Origin of the sequence: Streptomyces collinus Tu 365, assembly GCF_000444875.1 — a bacterium.
GTDB lineage: Bacteria > Actinomycetota > Actinomycetes > Streptomycetales > Streptomycetaceae > Streptomyces > Streptomyces collinus_A.
In genome coordinates, this window is sequence record NC_021985.1 from 6,075,383 (window position 1) to 6,091,014 (window position 15,632).

14 protein-coding genes, 2 pseudogenes and 1 riboswitch are annotated in these 15,632 nt (G+C 69.3%); of the genes and pseudogenes, 9 read left to right on the forward strand and 7 right to left on the reverse strand.

The window, feature by feature from the left end; all coding sequences use genetic code 11:
* Positions 1 to 153 precede the first annotated feature (153 nt).
* Both frr and B446_RS26515 read left to right on the forward strand, forming a co-directional pair.
* Complete coding sequence (gene frr / locus B446_RS26510; protein ID WP_020942503.1) at positions 154 to 711, forward strand: ribosome recycling factor; 558 nt, start codon at positions 154 to 156, stop codon at positions 709 to 711.
* On the forward strand, positions 711 to 1,943 hold the full coding sequence (locus B446_RS26515; protein ID WP_043476494.1) for a phosphatidate cytidylyltransferase: 1,233 nt from the start codon (positions 711 to 713) through the stop codon (positions 1,941 to 1,943). Before frr ends, B446_RS26515 begins: the two co-directional genes overlap by 1 nt.
* Before the next feature lie 128 nt (positions 1,944 to 2,071).
* Here B446_RS26515 and B446_RS26520 read toward each other — a convergent pair whose 3' ends face one another.
* From B446_RS26520 to B446_RS26545, 7 genes and pseudogenes are all read right to left on the reverse strand, one after another.
* Positions 2,072 to 3,010: a hypothetical protein gene (locus B446_RS26520; RefSeq protein WP_020942505.1), complete on the reverse strand. Its 939-nt coding sequence runs from the start codon at positions 3,008 to 3,010 to the stop codon at positions 2,072 to 2,074.
* Entirely contained in the window at positions 3,007 to 3,336 is a 330-nt protein-coding gene (locus B446_RS26525; RefSeq protein ID WP_043476496.1) for a hypothetical protein, read from the reverse strand. Before B446_RS26525 ends, B446_RS26520 begins: the two co-directional genes overlap by 4 nt.
* A 71-nt stretch (positions 3,337 to 3,407) precedes the next feature.
* A complete protein-coding gene (locus B446_RS26530) occupies positions 3,408 to 4,067 on the reverse strand; it encodes a YceI family protein (RefSeq protein ID WP_043476498.1) in 660 nt (219 codons plus the stop codon).
* A 168-nt stretch (positions 4,068 to 4,235) separates the two neighbouring features.
* Positions 4,236 to 4,601 (reverse strand): hypothetical protein, encoded by a 366-nt coding sequence (locus B446_RS26535; RefSeq protein ID WP_020942508.1) that lies wholly within the window; start codon positions 4,599 to 4,601, stop codon positions 4,236 to 4,238.
* An 82-nt stretch (positions 4,602 to 4,683) separates the two neighbouring features.
* Positions 4,684 to 4,959, reverse strand: coding sequence for a hypothetical protein (locus B446_RS26540; protein ID WP_328285328.1), 276 nt, complete (start codon positions 4,957 to 4,959; stop codon positions 4,684 to 4,686).
* A complete protein-coding gene (locus B446_RS37405; RefSeq protein ID WP_078614804.1) occupies positions 4,956 to 5,189 on the reverse strand; it encodes a hypothetical protein in 234 nt (77 codons plus the stop codon). The genes B446_RS26540 and B446_RS37405 overlap by 4 nt, the downstream gene beginning before the upstream one ends.
* A 198-nt stretch (positions 5,190 to 5,387) precedes the next feature.
* A pseudogene (locus B446_RS26545) lies at positions 5,388 to 6,459 on the reverse strand (tyrosine-type recombinase/integrase); the annotation flags it as partial.
* 156 nt (positions 6,460 to 6,615) lie between these two features.
* On the opposite strand from B446_RS26545, the gene B446_RS26550 reads away from it, so the two are divergent.
* From B446_RS26550 to B446_RS26575, 7 genes and pseudogenes are all read left to right on the forward strand, one after another.
* Positions 6,616 to 7,035, forward strand: coding sequence for a hypothetical protein (locus B446_RS26550; RefSeq protein ID WP_020942511.1), 420 nt, complete (start codon positions 6,616 to 6,618; stop codon positions 7,033 to 7,035).
* Positions 7,032 to 9,860, forward strand: coding sequence for an FxSxx-COOH system tetratricopeptide repeat protein (gene fxsT, locus B446_RS26555; protein WP_078614805.1), 2,829 nt, complete (start codon positions 7,032 to 7,034; stop codon positions 9,858 to 9,860). The genes B446_RS26550 and fxsT overlap by 4 nt, the downstream gene beginning before the upstream one ends.
* A gap of 442 nt (positions 9,861 to 10,302) precedes the next feature.
* A complete protein-coding gene (locus tag B446_RS26560) occupies positions 10,303 to 10,602 on the forward strand; it encodes a hypothetical protein (protein WP_020942513.1) in 300 nt (99 codons plus the stop codon).
* Between the two features lie 218 nt (positions 10,603 to 10,820).
* Positions 10,821 to 11,378 (forward strand): annotated as a pseudogene (locus B446_RS40980) (NB-ARC domain-containing protein); the annotation flags it as partial.
* Positions 11,379 to 11,657: 279 nt separating this feature from the next.
* The gene (locus B446_RS39290) at positions 11,658 to 13,016 is read left to right on the forward strand and encodes a tetratricopeptide repeat protein (protein ID WP_158506778.1); all 1,359 of its coding nucleotides are present in this window, start codon (positions 11,658 to 11,660) and stop codon (positions 13,014 to 13,016) included.
* Positions 13,017 to 13,228: 212 nt separating this feature from the next.
* A complete protein-coding gene (gene rlmN, locus B446_RS26570; RefSeq protein ID WP_020942515.1) occupies positions 13,229 to 14,335 on the forward strand; it encodes a 23S rRNA (adenine(2503)-C(2))-methyltransferase RlmN in 1,107 nt (368 codons plus the stop codon).
* 23 nt (positions 14,336 to 14,358) lie between these two features.
* Positions 14,359 to 14,466, forward strand: a riboswitch (TPP riboswitch).
* A gap of 81 nt (positions 14,467 to 14,547) precedes the next feature.
* Positions 14,548 to 15,630 carry a thiamine ABC transporter substrate-binding protein gene (locus B446_RS26575; protein ID WP_020942516.1) on the forward strand — a complete coding sequence of 361 codons (1,083 nt, stop codon included), beginning with the start codon at positions 14,548 to 14,550 and terminating at the stop codon, positions 15,628 to 15,630.
* The last annotated feature ends 2 nt before the right edge of the window (positions 15,631 to 15,632 follow it).

A 15,632-nucleotide genomic window follows, 5' to 3' on the forward strand; every position in this document is an offset into this window, starting at 1 on the left:
CCTGTCCGGGGGACGGACGGGACGCACCCTGGCCGGGGGATGGACAATGTCCTGCCGGTCGGGAACCGTGCAGGAAGAAGACGCGACGCAGCCGGCCGCCGCCCCTACGAGGAACCGCAGCCGGGCCTTACTCAAGACACGCAGGAGCAAGTGGTGATCGAAGAGACCCTCCTCGAGGCCGAGGAGAAGATGGAGAAGGCCGTCGTGGTCGCCAAGGAGGACTTCGCCGCGATCCGCACCGGCCGTGCGCACCCGGCGATGTTCAACAAGATCGTTGCCGACTACTACGGCGCCCTGACGCCGATCAACCAGCTGGCCTCGTTCTCCGTGCCGGAGCCGCGGATGGCCGTCGTGACGCCGTTCGACAAGAGCGCGCTGCGCAACATCGAGCAGGCGATCCGCGACTCCGACCTGGGCGTCAACCCCAGCAACGACGGCAACATCATCCGTGTGGTGTTCCCCGAGCTGACCGAGGAGCGCCGCCGCGACTACATCAAGGTCGCCAAGGGCAAGGCGGAGGACTCCCGGGTGTCGATCCGTTCCGTGCGCCGCAAGGCCAAGGACGCCATCGACAAGCTGATCAAGGACGGCGAGGTCGGCGAGGACGAGGGCCGCCGCGCTGAGAAGGAGCTCGACGACACCACGGCGAAGTACGTCGCCCAGGTGGACGAGCTCCTGAAGCACAAGGAAGCGGAGCTGCTCGAAGTCTGATGAGCGACTCTTCCTGGGGGGCACCGCCGGCGGCGGGGCAGGCCGGGTACTGGGGGCCCACCGCGGGTGGGCCTGTCCAGGGGGCTGCCACGGCGGGTCCCGCGTACGATGCGCCTCAGGCGCAGCAGACTCGCCCCATGCCCATCGTGCCCGACGACCCCGCCCACGGCGGGGCCCAGGACGACGACCGGGGGGCCGCTCGGCTGAGCGGCCCCTTGTTCCGGGACGAGCCGCAGGGCTTCACCCACGGTCAGACCGGCCCGACGCACGACCCGGCGCCGTACTCCACGCAGAGTGCGACGCCGTACCCCGCACAGAGTGCGACGCCGTACCCCTCGCAGAGTCCGACGCACAGTCCGACGCAGAATCCGGAGCCCATGTCCCACGCCCCGCAGCCGGCCCCCGCGCCGCAGAAGAAGAGCGCGGGCCGTGACCTGAGCGCGGCCATAGGGGTCGGCGTGGGCCTCGGTGTGCTGATCATCGCCTCCCTGTTCATCGTCAAGGCCGTGTTCGTCGGAGTCGTCGCGGTCGCCGTGGTGGTGGGTCTGTGGGAGCTGACCAGCAGGCTGCAGGAGCGCAAGGGGATCAAGGCGCCGCTGGTGCCGCTCGCGGTGGGCGGCGCGGCGATGGTGGTCGCCGGCTATGTGCGGGGTGCCGAGGGCGCGTGGGTGGCCATGGCGCTGACGGCCCTCGCCGTGCTGGTCTGGCGCATGACCGAGCCTCCCGAGGGCTACCTCAGGGACGTCACGGCGGGCGTCTTCGCCGCGTTCTACGTGCCGTTCCTGGCCACCTTCGTCGCGATGATGCTCACCGCCGACGACGGGTCCTGGCGGGTCCTCACCTTCCTGCTGCTGACGGTCGTCAGCGACACGGGCGCGTACGCGGTCGGCTGGCGCTTCGGCAAGCACAAGCTCGCCCCGCGCATCAGCCCCGGCAAGACCCGCGAGGGCCTGCTCGGCGCGGTGCTGTTCGCCATGGTCGCGGGCGCGCTGTGCATGCAGTTCCTGATCGACGGCGGCAGCTGGTGGCAGGGCCTGCTGCTGGGCCTCGCGGTCGCCGCCAGCGCCACGCTGGGCGACCTCGGCGAATCCATGATCAAGCGGGACCTGGGTATCAAGGACATGGGCAGCCTGCTTCCCGGGCACGGCGGCATCATGGACCGACTGGACTCCCTGCTGCCGACCGCTCCGGTGGTGTGGCTGCTGATGGTGGTGTTCGTCGGCTCGGCGTGACCGAACCGGTTCCCCGGCCGTAGGACTCACGGCTCCGCGGGCCTCGTCCTGAACACGGGACGGGGCCCGCCGGCGTGTCCGGCCCCGGCGTGCCTGCAACGGCCCGAGGGGGAGTGGCCGACCGGCCGCTACTCGGATTCGGGCTCGGGCTTGGCCTTGGGCAAGGGCTCGGCTTGAGGCTCCGCCTCGGCTTTGAGCTCGGTCTCGGGCTCGGCCTTGGGCAAGGGCTCGGCTTGAGGCTCCGCCTCGGCTTTGAGCTCGGTCTCGGGCTCGGCCTCGGGCTCGTCCTCGCCCGCGTCCCAGTCGGCCAGCGGCGCACCCCGCACGGTGGTGATCTCCAGCACCGTGCACCCCATGAGCCGTACGGCGGCGAAGAGCCGGTCACGGGCCGCGGCCCGGTCTCCGGGCGGGAAGGAGACGCGTATCTGGTGCGGGTGCGAGCGGTCGTAGGTGAGCTGCCAGTCCGTGTCGGCGGTCGCGAAGTGGTCCTGTCCGTGGGCGCCGTCCCCGGACTCCCACGAGCCGCGGTCCAGGGTCGGCGCGAGCACGTCCCGCAGGATGCGCAGCCGCTCGCCGTACGGCCGGGAGCCCTCCGACAGCCGCAGGCACCGGTGCGCCCGGGGCCGGAACGCGTTGAACCAGGGCGCGAGGTCCGGCTCCATGTCCTCCAGGACGGCGGAGCGCAGGCGCCCGGTCACCCACTCCGCGACGAAGCGGGACGTGGTCAGGGCGTGCTCCTCGCGTCCGGTGCCCCGCCCGACGATCACGACCGGCCAGGCGTCGGGGTCACCCTCGGGGCGCCAGCAGAGCCGGTCGGCGTCCATGGTGCCGCCCCACACGACCAGCCCGTCGTACCACTCCAGACCGTTGTGCGGGTTCGTCCTGAACGGCGTGCGCAGGTAGAGGTAGTCGCAGAACTCGCCCCGGCCGTACGTCTCGGCCAGCAGCCGGTAGTCCGCGGGGAGCCGCACCCCGAGCCGTGCCTCGACCCCGGCCCAGTCACCGTGCCCGTCGACCGGATCGGCCGGCGGGGCCACGGTCCGGGTGAGCGCGTCCAGGCCGGTCACGGCAGCTCGGCCCGGGCCAGCGCGCGGGCGGCCGGCTCCCCGCTGCGGCGGGCGTGGGCCAGCCGTTCCTTCACCTCACGCAGCGAGCGCGGCCGGAACCCCGGGCCGCCGCAGCAGGTCTTGTGGAAGCCCAGTCCCGCGTGGAGCAGCACCGTGAGCGTCCGCCAGGCCGCCCGGTCCCGCTTCGGCGGCGCCGCGAAGGCCGAGCCGGCGTACATCAGCGCACCGGCGCAGCGGGGGCAGACGCGCTCGCGCCACGGATCGTGCGGCTGCTTGTACGACACCCGGCAGGACAGGCACACGTACGACGTCTTGGCGGCAGGCATGGCCTCAGCGTAGGGAGCCGAGGGGTGCCGGCCAAGCGGTTTCGGGATGACCCGGACGTCGGACCCGTCGCTCAGGGGGTGCCCGAGCTGCGGATGGCGGCGATGTCGAACTGGAGGCGCACCTTGTCGCTGACCATGGCCCCGCCCTGGGCCAGCCGGGCGTCGTAGGTCAGGCCCCAGTCGGAGCGGTTGATGGTCGTTGTGCCGTCGAATCCGACGCGCTCGTAGCCGAAGGGGTCGGTCACATGGCCGATGTACGTCAGTTCGAGGACGACGGGGCGGCTGGTCTCCCTGATGGTGAGGTCACCGGTCATGCGGTACACGTCGGGACCGGCGAGGTGCACGGCGGAGCTGGTGAACGTCATCCGGGGATACGCGGCGGCGTCGAGGAACTGGCGGCCGACCAGATGCGCGTCGCGCTGCTCGACACCGGTGTCGACGCTGGCGGTGTACAGCACGAGGTCGGCCCGGGACCGGGCCGGATCGCTGCCGTCGAAGAAGAGACGGCTCTCGTACTCGGTGAAGGCACCCCGCACCGTCGTCACCATCGCGTGCCGCACGGAGAACCCGATCCTGCTGTGCGCCGGGTCGATCATCCACTCGCCGGTGAGGGAGGCGAGGCCGGGATCGGGCAGCACGGCGGTGCCACGGGAGGCCGGGGCGGCGGTCGCCACCGATGACACGGACGGCTCCGGGCGCCGGGGGTGAGAGTTGCGGCCGAAAAGGTTCATGGAGCACTTTGTTACGTCAGCCCAAGGCCCCCGGCAAGCCCCGACCAGGAAACCCTCCCGTTCACCGGCAGAACTTCACAAGAGGGCGGGGCGTCTCCTCGTCAGGGCTGGAGCCCGTTACGGCCGGCCCCGGCGCGCCTGTGCCGCTGCCGCTGCCGCTGCCGCTGCTCAGGGAAGGTCCGTCAGCTCCTCCGCGAAGACCTGGGACAGGGGCTGCGGGCCCACGTACTGCTGGCAGTTGCACTGGCCGGCCTCGAAGCGCAGGGGCTTCTTGTTCTCGTCCCAGGCCGTGGGCACCTCGACGCGTTCATGGCACCGGCCCTGCTTGTCGTGCTTGGCGAGGTGGTGGGTGCAGCCGCACACCGGCTCCGGCGGCTTGTGCGCCGCCTCGACGGCCAGGCGCTCCTGCTTCGCCGCCTCCAGCAACTGCATCTTGCGCTCATGCCTGTTGCGCAGCGCGGTGCGGACGTTGTCGGCCACCCACGCGAAACCACCCGTCCAGAAAATGATCAGAACCCACCAGAACCAGTCCATCGACCGCCCCTTCCCCCGTGTCCGTCTGCAAGCCAGCCTAGAGGGGCCGGGGGCATCTTGGCCTTGCCTTGTGATCCGCGGGTCAGCAGTTGCTCGCGTCCGGGCGCCAGTGTTCAGGGCCCACACCGCGCCAGTCGATCCACGGCACCTCCGCCACCTCCGCCGGGTCGATCTCCAACCCTGCTCGGCGGAGGAACTCGGCGACGTCGGCCACATTGTGGGCCAGGCCGAGGACCTCGCCGTCGGCGCGCACGCGTCGGCCGCCTGTCGCTGACGGCGGGTGAACGATCACGCGTATCGGGCCGGACACGTCCTCGGGGTCGTCCGGGACATGCGGCCACCCGTTCCAGCGCGTCATGGATGCAGCCGCTCACTCACGTGTCCGTCCGGCGCTTCCGGACCGCGTGGTGGCCGCCATGGCGCGGGGCTCGGGCGCCGTTGCTGCCAGTGCGGATGGAAATACAGGTGAGCCGACAGCCGGTACAGGCGCCGGCGCAGCTCGGTGTGGCCGGGCCGCTCGGCGAGGCGCCGGTACGTGGCGCCCCACTCCTGCTGCGCCTGGACCAGGTCGTCCGGGAACGATTGCATGGTCAAATTCAAGCATGTGTTCGATTTCTGGGTCCATTGAGGAGTCCATCGAAGATTCAGGGCACCGCGCATCTGTCTACGCTGGACCGGAGGAAGCCACGGCTGATCACCCCTGGGCCGTCTCCGGGCCGTGCCGGGCTGCTCGGCAGTGACCGGTGACACCCACGGACGCCGGCCGGAGCGCCCCACGGCCGCTGGTCATCCATGTGGATCTGCGACATTGATAGAGCCATGCCTAACCCCGGAGAACGAACGTTCCCCGGGCACGAAGAAGCCCCCTACCAGCGACGATGTCGCCAACAGGTGGTGTCTTGTACCCGCTGGGCCTCTCTGGGCCGTCAGGGTTCCCGGGCCGTGCCGAAGACCGTCGAGGGCCCGGCGGGCGCGCTCGCTGCTGCTGGGCATCAGGTGGGCGTACACCCGCAGCGTCATCGCCGGGTCGGAGTGCCCCAGGTATTCGCTCACGGCCTTGATGCTCTCGCCCGCGTCCAGGAGGACCGAGGCGTAGAAGTGGCGAAGGGCGTGCATCCCGTGCTGCCGGGCGGAGGCGTACGGCTCTCCGGGCCCGGGCGTCGGGATGAGGCCGGCCGCCGCGAGGGCGGGCTTCCACTCCAGGGCGTTGAAGTTGCTTCGCCAGACGATTCCGCCGGCCGTGTTGGTGAAGATCAGACGCCGTTCGGCGAGCGGGCCGTCAGGCCTGCCCCACGGCAGCTTGATCGCCACGGACGGGTGACTCGCCATGTGCCGCCGCAAGGCGGAGGCCACCGAGGACGGCAGCGGCACGTCCCGCTCCTTGTTGCCCTTCGGCGGGGCGAAGACCGCGACACCCCTGATCAGCTTGACCTGAGTGGTGACACGAAGCGTGTCGCTGTCGAGTTGAATCGTGTCCCCGGCCAAGCCGACGATCTCACCTTGCCGGAGACCGCACCCGCTGCCCACGTCGACCATGGCTCGGTAGCGCTCGGGCAGGGCGTCGCGGACCGCACGTACCTGGGAGGGGAGCCAGGGCACAACCCGTACAGCGGAGAAGGCAGGCGGCCGGACCGACGCCGCCGAGCACGGGTTCTGGGAGGTGGCCGTCGTCCACGGCGGCAGACAGCACCGCGCGGACGTTGGCGTAGATGTTGCGGGCGTAGGTGCTGCTGATCGTGTCGTTCTCAAGGTCCCGCACGAACTCTCGGATGTGGAGCGGCCGGAAGGACCCGAGCGGGCGCGACCCGATACGAGGGAAGGCATGCAATCGAAGGCGGGTCTCCGCTCCGATGCGTGTGTTCGCGTACCTGTCCGTGGCGTCGGTTGCCCCCGGTGGGTTCTCCCAGTCAGCGGTCAGTCGAACCGCATGGATGTTTTGAGCGTTTGGGCTGTGTGAGCGGGGTTGTGTTCCTACGCTGGGTCACTTGCAGCCAATGAGTGCGTGGGGGATCAAGTGAGTACCGAGATCGTGCAGTTGGTGGAGCAGGCGGGGCCGTTTCTGACGACTGCGGTAGGCACGTACGGGGCGGCGGTGTTCTCTCGCGCGGAGAGCGCGGCGGTGGATGCCACGGCGAATCTCGGACGGCGCATCCTGCAGACGGTGTGGCGCCGCCGCGATGCGCAGGGTCGGGCGGAGCTGGAAGCCGCGGTCCAGGATGCGGCCGAGGCACCGGAGGATGCGGACGCTGCGGCCGCGGTGCGTCAGCAGGTCAAGCGTGCGTTGCGGGAGGACGCCGAGTTGCTGGCCGAGCTGGCCCGGATGCTTCCCGCTTCCGGCGAGACGGTGACCGTGACGGCGTCGGGTGAGCGGTCGATCGCCGCGAAGACCATCGGCACTGCCGTCACCGGAGACAACACGACGATCCAGCCATGACAGAAGGTGCGGTAGCCGGAGGCGGCGGTCTGCAGGCGACGGGCGTGCGGTCCATGGCGGTGGGCGGCGATGTCAGCGTGGCGATCACCGGGGACGGGGCCCGGGTGGTGATGCTGCCGGCCGAGGCGGTGCGCTGGGCCAGAGAGGTGGAGGCGCCGCCGGGGGCCGGGAATCTGCCCGGGTCCGCGTCCGGGGTGTTCGTCGGACGTAAGAGTGAACTCGCTGAGCTGCGCCGGCTGCTGACAGCTGAGGGGGAGGCCGCGGTCACCCAGATCTCCGGGGTGCGGGCGATCCACGGCCTGGGCGGGATCGGCAAGAGCACCCTCGCTCTGCACTACGCCCACACCTACCGGCGTAGGTACACGCTGGTGTGGTGGATCAACGCCACGAGCACCGAGCAGATCGTCACCAGCCTGGCCGCTCTGGCCGTGCGGTTGTGCCCCCAGTGGGCGGCATCTACGGGGGTGCAGGAGCGGGCGGCGTGGGCGATGCTGTGGCTGCAATGGCATCCCGGCTGGCTGCTCGTCTTCGACAACGTCGAAGACGCCGCCGACATGCGCCACTACCTCGGCACTCTGCCGGACGGGCACCACCTGGCCACCAGCCGCACCGCGACCGGCTGGCACACCATCGCCCCCACCATGCCCCTGGGTCTGCTGGATGCCGAGGCAGCCGTGAACCTGCTGTGCACTCTTGCCCTCGAAGCAGAGCACGTCCCCACGCCGGCACAGCGCAGGGACGCCGCAGACCTTGCCGCCGACCTCGGCTATCTGCCGCTGGCGCTGGAGCAGGCGGGAGCCTACCTGTTTGAGACCGGCACCTCGCCGGCCGACTACCGGCAGATGCTGGGACGCGTCATAGATGCGGCCGCAGGCGGGATCGACCCTGAACGCACCATCGCCCGCATCTGGCACCACACCCTGACCGCCGTCCAACGCCGCAACCCGCAGGCCGTCACCCTGCTGAACGCCATGGCCTGGCTGGCACCCGAGGACATCCCCCGCACTCTGCTCGCCCCGCTCTGCCCCGACCCGCTCGCCCTCGGCGAGGCCCTGGGCACGCTGTACGCCTACAACATGATCGCCTACAGCGCCGATCGCCAAGCCATCAGCGTCCACCGTCTCGTGCAGACCGTCCTGCGCCACCAGCCCGCCGACTCCGACAGCTACGTGCCTGGCCGGCGAGACGCCGAACACCTCATCCAACACGCCACGTCGGGCGAGGACACGGACACGGACACCTTTCAGTGGGAACAGCTCCTGCCTCACGTCGTCGCAGTCGCCGACTCCACACCGTTCCGTAGCCCGGCATCGACCGACACCGCCAACGCCTACCAGGCCGCCGCCCAGTATCTGTCCCGGCAGGGACGCGAGGCCCACACCATTCCCCTGCGCACAGCCGTCCTCACCCAACACGAGCAGGTCCTGGGCGACACCCACCCCCACACCCTGACCAGCCGCAACAACCTCGCCAGCGCCTACCGGGCGGTAGGAGACCTGGGACGAGCCATCCCCCTGTACGAGGCCACCCTCGCCCAGCGCGAGCAAGTCCTGGGCGACACCCACCCCCACACCCTGGTTAGCCGCAACCACCTCGCCAGCGCCTACCGGGCGGTAGGAGACCTGGGACGAGCCATCCCCCTGTACGAGGCCACCCTCGCCCAGTTCGAGCAGGTCCTGGGCGACACCCACCCCGACACCCTGGCCAGCCGCAACGACCTCGCCAGCGCCTACGAGTCGGCGGGGGATCTGGGACGAGCCATCCCCCTGCACGAGGTCACCCTCGCCCAGTACGAGCAGGTCCTGGGCGACACCCACCCCCACACCCTGACCAGCCGCAACAACCTCGCCTACGCCTACCGGGCGGTAGGGGATCTGGGACGAGCCATCCCCCTGTACGAGGCCACCCTCGCCCAGCGCGAGCAGGTCCTGGGCGACACCCACCCCCAGACCCTGACCAGCCGCAACAACCTCGCCTACGCCTACCGGGCGGTAGGGGATCTGGGACGAGCCATCCCCCTGTACGAGGCCACCCTCGCCCAGGGCGAGCAGGTCCTGGGCGACACCCACCCCGACACCCTGGCCAGCCGCAACAACCTCGCCAGCGCCTACGAGTCGGCGGGGGATCTGGGACGAGCCATCCCCCTGTACGAGGCCACCCTCGCCCAGTACGAGCAGGTCCTGGGCGACACCCACCCCCACACCCTGGCCAGCCGCAACAACCTCGCTTACGCCTACCGGGCGGCGGGGGATCTGGGACGAGCCATCCCCCTGCACGAGGCCACCCTCGCCCAGTGCGAGCAGGTCCTGGGCGACACCCACCCCCACACCCTGACCAGCCGCAACAACCTCGCCAGCGCCTACCAGGCGGTAGGGGACCTGGGACGAGCCATCCCCCTGCACGAGGCCACCCTCGCCCAGTACGAGCAGGTCCTGGGCGACACCCACCCCCAGACCCTGACCAGCCGCAACAACCTCGCCAGCGCCTACCAGGCGGTAGGGGACCTGGGACGAGCCATCCCCCTGCACGAGGCCACCCTCGCCCAGCGCGAGCAGGTCCTGGGCGACACCCACCCCGACACCCTGACCAGCCGCAACAACCTCGCCAGCGCCTACCGGGCAGTCGGGGACCTGGGACGAGCCATCCCCCTGCACGAGGCCACCCTCGCCCAGTACGAGCAGGTCCTGGGCGACACCCACCCCCACACCCTGACCAGCCGCAACAACCTCGCTCGTGCTCGCCAAGCCGACCAAGCTGTACAGCAAAGGAGTACAGCAACCTCAACGGCCGCAGATGAAGGTCAGCAGCCGTCTACGGCCGATTGACCAGCCCAACAGACCTCAATGGCCGCTCAGCCGATAGTTCGGGACGACGGGGTGGTCGCCAAGGTGCCACTTATACGCTGCCGCCGTAGCGCCGCTCAGGCCGCCGGGGGCACAGCTAGGTTGCCGAGCGCGCCGAAGCTGGGCCGTCTCTGGGTCGTCCGAGGCCGCTCGGCAGTGGCCAATGACGACCAACGACGGCCACCAAGCGCACGTGCCCACCGCCTCTGAGCAGCGAAAACGCAGGTCGCCAAGATCCCCGACAAGACCCAGGGCAAGAAGACATGCCCTTGACTCGCCTATGAGTCGACGTCTGCGTGCACCCGGGCGCACCCCGAAGTGCGCCAAATCTGACTCGTGTTGAGCGACATGTCCCTACTCTGGGGCGCACGGATGCTCGGGGCGCGCTCCGGGGAAAGCCTGTGTGAGACGGGGGACGGCAAGGATGGGGCAGCGCATTGTGCAGGCCGTGTGGCGTCGCGTGGACGAGGCTGGGCGGGCTGAGCTGGAGCGCGCGGTGCGCGAACAAGCCGGCGATCCGGAGGGCCTGGACACAGCGGCAGCGCTCCGGGCGGTCCTGAAGCAGGCGCTGCGGAATTATCCCGAGTCGTCTGAGCAATTGGCCACTCTGGCGCCCGTACCGGCGGCGGGCTCGGTGACCATCTCAACGTCCGGTGAAAAGTCGATCGCCACCCTGCACATCGGGACTGCGATCACCGGGGACGGCCACACGCCGCGCCTATGAGCGGAAACGAGCCCCAGTCCTCGCGAGGAAGCTCGTTTGATGCAAGGGGGAAGGGGTCGATCGCCGCCCAGCACATCGGTATCGCGATTACCGGGGATGTGTTGCCGTCAGAGTCCCCGGACGCGCCGAAGAAGACGGAGGCTGCGCCTGGGACATCCAACCTTCCGGAAGGGGGGTTGTGTCTGGGACGTACGGAGGAGCTGGCCGAGCTGCGGCGGATGTTGACGAGCCAAGGTGAGGGCTCGATCACACAAAGCGGTGCAGTGCACGGCCTGGGCGGAGTCGGTAAGACAGCGCTCGCCCTGCACTACGCCCACCACCACATTCACCTCGGTGACTATTCACTTGTGTGGTGGATCGACGCAATGTCCCCAAACTCCATCGAGCAGTCCTTGGCCACACTCGCCGAGCGATTAGTGCCTGGCTGGGCAGCTGGCGCAGAGTCAGCGTCGCGGGTGGCGTGGGCGTTGCAGTGGCTTACCTGGCACCCAGGCTGGCTGTTGGTGTACGACAACGTCGAGAATCCGCGGGACCTATCCCCGTACACAGGCGCCTTGCACGGCGGGCATCATCTGGCCACCAGCCGCCGCACCACGGGATGGCCTGACCATGCGCCCACCCTGGCGCTGGGCATACTCGGCGCTGATGATGCCACCAACCTGTTGTGCCGACTCGCGTTTAAGGGCGGGAGTACGACAGCGCGGGAGCGGGCCGATGCAGCTGTGCTCGCTGCTGAGCTGGGTTTCCTGCCGTTGGCGTTGAAACAAGCGGGAGCCTACCTCTGCCAAAATCGCGGTATCTCCATCGACGCCTACCGTCGCCGGCTGCAGACGAACATGCGGGAGGCCGCGGACGGCATCGATGCCGAACGCACCGTCGCCCGCGTCTGGCACGTCACCCTAGACGCCTTGAGGAAGGCCGATCCACTCGCAGTGAGCCTGCTCGAAGTGGCTGCGTGGCTGGCGCCAGAGAACATCCCGCACTCTCTGCTCACCCCGTCCGACAGCCCACCACACCAAATCGCTAAGGCAATTGGGACCCTAGCCGCTTACAGCATGGTCACTGATAGCGGTACCACCGTCACCCTCCACCGCCTGGTCCAGACCGTCCTGCGGACAGCAACCCCGCGCCACTGGTGGTCCAAGGCGTGGAGACGCCGCCTCCCGCGAGGACGCGCTCAAGCGGAACGCGCTCTCCTACGCGCCCTTTCCTCGCCGACAAGCCAAGAAACAGCGGATGAGATCAGGTGGGACTCTCTCACACCGCACCTGGTCGCCCTCGCCGCCACCACTCCGGCGGGACACCCCGCCGCCATCCCGCTCGTCAACGCATACAGCATCGCTGCTCACCGTCTCCACCAGCAGAGTCACACTGCTCGCGCCATCCCCTTACTGCTGACCATCGTCGCCCAGCGCAAGCAGTCCCTCGGCGACACCCACCCCCACACTCTGACCAGTCGCAACGACCTCGCCCTCGCCTACCAGGACGCAGGAGACCTCGACCGCGCCATCCCCCTGCTCCAAACCACCCTCGCCCAACGCGAGCGGACCCTAGGCGACGCTGCCTCCGACACCCTGACCAGTCGCAACGACCTTGCCCTCGCCTACCAGGACGCAGGAGACCTCGACCGTGCCATCCCCCTGCTCCAGACCACCCTCGCCGAACGCGAGCACTCCCTCGGTAACGCCCATCCCGACGTGCTGACCAGTCGCAACAACCTTGCCCTCGCCTACCAGGACGCAGGAGACCTCGACCGCGCCATCCCTCTCTTACAGATCGTCCTCGCCCAACGTGAGCACTCTCTCGGTAACGCCCATCCCCATGCGCTGGCCAGCCGCAACGACCTTGCCCTCGCCTACCAGGACTCAGGAGACCTCGACCGCGCCATCCCCCTGCTCCAGACCACCCTCGCCGAACGCGAACGGATTCTCGGCGACACCCATCCCCATGCGCTGGCCAGCCGCAACGACCTTGCCCTCGCCTACCAGGACGCAGGAGACCTCGACCGCGCCATCCCCCTGCTCCAGACCACCCTCGCCGAACGCGAACGGATTCTCGGCGACACCCATCCCCATGCGCTGACCAGCCGCAACAACCTCGCCCTCGCCTACCAGGACGCAGGGCACCTCGACCGCGCCATCCCCCTGCTCCAGACCACCCTCGCCGAACGCGAACGGATTCTCGGCGACACCCACCCCCACACGCTGACCAGCCGCAACAACCTCGCCCTCGCCTACCAGGACGCGGGGCACCTCGACCGCGCCATCCCCCTGTACCAAGCCGCCCTCACCCAGCGTGAGCAGGTCCTGGGCGACGCCCACCCCGACACCGTGGCCAGCCGCAACAACCTCGCCAGCGCCGTAAAGCTGCGACTCTGCGGCAACCAGAGACAGGAACCTCAGCAACCGGCCTAGACCATCAGCCCGCCTCAAACCCAGCCGAACACTCGGCGTGTCCGTTCCCGACCACTCCCTGTCAGAACAGAGCAGAGGTCCATTCACGTGATCGCGAATGGACCTCTGAGGTGCGTACAGCAGCGGAGTGCAGCAGAGGCTATGCCTCTTGCTGGCCGTCCTCGCCCCCGGCTCAGGCCGCCCGACAGATGATCTGCGACACTGATAGAGCCATGCCTATTCCCGGAGAACTCACCTTTGTCGCGCCGCGCGGAGCCAAGAAGCCGCCGCGGCACCTTGCCGATCTCTCGCCTGCCGAGCGCAAGGACGTCGTGGCCGAGATCGGTGAGAAGCCGTTCCGTGCCAAGCAGCTGTCACAGCACTACTTCGCGCGGTACGCGCACGACCCGGAGCAGTGGACCGACATCCCCGCCGGGGCGCGCGGCAAGCTGCAGGAAGCGCTGTTCCCCGAGCTGATGACCGTCGTGCGGCATCTGTCGACCGACCAGGGGACGACCCGCAAGACGCTGTGGCGGCTGTTCGACGGGACGCTGGTCGAGTCCGTGCTGATGCGCTACCCGGACCGGGTCACGATGTGCATCAGCTCGCAGGCCGGGTGCGGGATGAACTGCCCGTTCTGCGCGACCGGACAGGCGGGGCTCGACCGCAACCTGTCGACCGCCGAGATCGTGCACCAGATCGTCGATGGCATGCGCGCGCTGCGCGACGGCGAGGTGCCCGGTGGGCCCGCGCGCCTCTCCAACATCGTCTTCATGGGGATGGGCGAGCCGCTCGCCAACTACAAGCGCGTCGTGACGGCCATCCGGGCCCTCACCGACCCCGCGCCCGACGGGCTCGGCCTCTCGCAGCGCGGGATCACCGTGTCGACGGTCGGGCTCGTGCCGGCCATCCACCGGTTCGCCGACGAGGGCCTCAAGTGCCGGCTCGCGATCTCCCTGCACGCTCCCGACGACGAGCTTCGCGACACCCTCGTCCCCGTGAACACGCGGTGGAAGGTGCGCGAGGTGCTCGACGCCGGGTTCGAGTACGTGGAGAAGTCCGGGCGCCGGCTCTCCATCGAGTACGCCCTGATCCGCGACATCAACGACCAGGCCTGGCGGGGCGACCGGCTGGGCCGGCTGCTCAAGGGCAGGCCGGTGCACGTCAACCTCATTCCGCTGAACCCGACGCCCGGGTCGAAGTGGACCGCCTCGCGGCCCGAGGACGAGAAGGCCTTCGTCGAGGCCATCGCGGCACACGGGGTGCCGGTCACCGTCCGGGACACCCGTGGCCAGGAGATCGACGGTGCCTGTGGTCAGCTCGCCGCCACCGAGCGGTAACCTGACCCGGTCAGTACATCTTCATATTCCGACAGGGGAGCGCCACAGCGCTGAGAGTGCGGCAACCGGGCCGCAGACCCTCTGAACCTCGCCCAGGTCATTCTGGGTAGGAAGTTCGGTCACCACTCAAGCTGTTGCGCCCTGCCCGTGCTCCCCCGCGGAGCCCGGGCAGGGCCGCGTCTCTTCCTGGCCAACCCCCAGGAGGACAACCAGTGCACCACAAGACCTTCGTGGCCGCGGCGGTCGGGCTCGGCCTGGTCGCCATGTCCGCGCTCACCGGCTGCGGGTCGACGGACGCCAAGGGGTCCACGGACTCCAGGACCGTGACCCTGGTCAGCCACGACTCGTGGGCCGTCTCCAAGAACGTGCTCAAGGACTTCGAGAAGCGGTCCGGGTACAAGGTCCGGGTCCTCCCGAACGGCGACGCCGGCCAGGCCGTCAACAAGGCGATCCTGACCAAGGACAACCCGCAGGGCGACGTCTTCTTCGGAGTCGACAACACCCTGCTGTCCCGGGCCCTCGACAACGGCCTCTTCCAGCCCTACGAAGCCAAGGGGCTCGGCACCGTCGGCACGCAGTACCAGCTCGACAAGGCCAAGCACCGCGTCACCCCGATCGACTTCGGCGACATCTGCGTCAACTACGACAAGGCGTACTTCGAAAAGCACCGTCTGCAGCCGCCGCAGACCTTCGCCGACCTGGCCAAGCCCGCGTACAAGAACCTCCTCGTCACCGAGAACGCCGCCACCTCCTCGCCCGGCCTCGGCTTCCTGCTCGGCAGCGCCGCGAGCTACGGCGACCAGGGCTGGCCGGACTACTGGAAGAAGCTCAAGGCCAACGGCGTCAAAGTCGTCGACGGCTGGGAGCAGGCCTACTACCAGGAGTTCTCCGGCTCGTCCGAGGGCAGGAAGGCCGGCGGCGACCGACCGCTCGTCGTGTCCTACGCCTCCTCGCCGCCCGCCGAGGTGATCTACGCCAAGAAGCGCCCCAGCACCGCACCGACCGGCGTGGCGGGCGGCACCTGCTTCCGGCAGATCGAGTTCGCCGGACTGCTGAGCAACGCGCACAACACCAAGGGCGGCAAGGCGCTCGTCGACTTCCTGCTGTCCAAGGAGTTCCAGCAGGACATGCCGCTGAAGATGTTCGTGTACCCGGTGGTGAAGGGCGCGGCCGTACCCGCCGAGTTCACCGAGTACGGCCCGGTCGCCAAGAACCCGGAGACCCTGGCCCCCGGGAAGATCGCCGCCAACCGTGACCAGTGGGTCAAGTCGTGGACCTCACTCGTACTGAAGTAGCC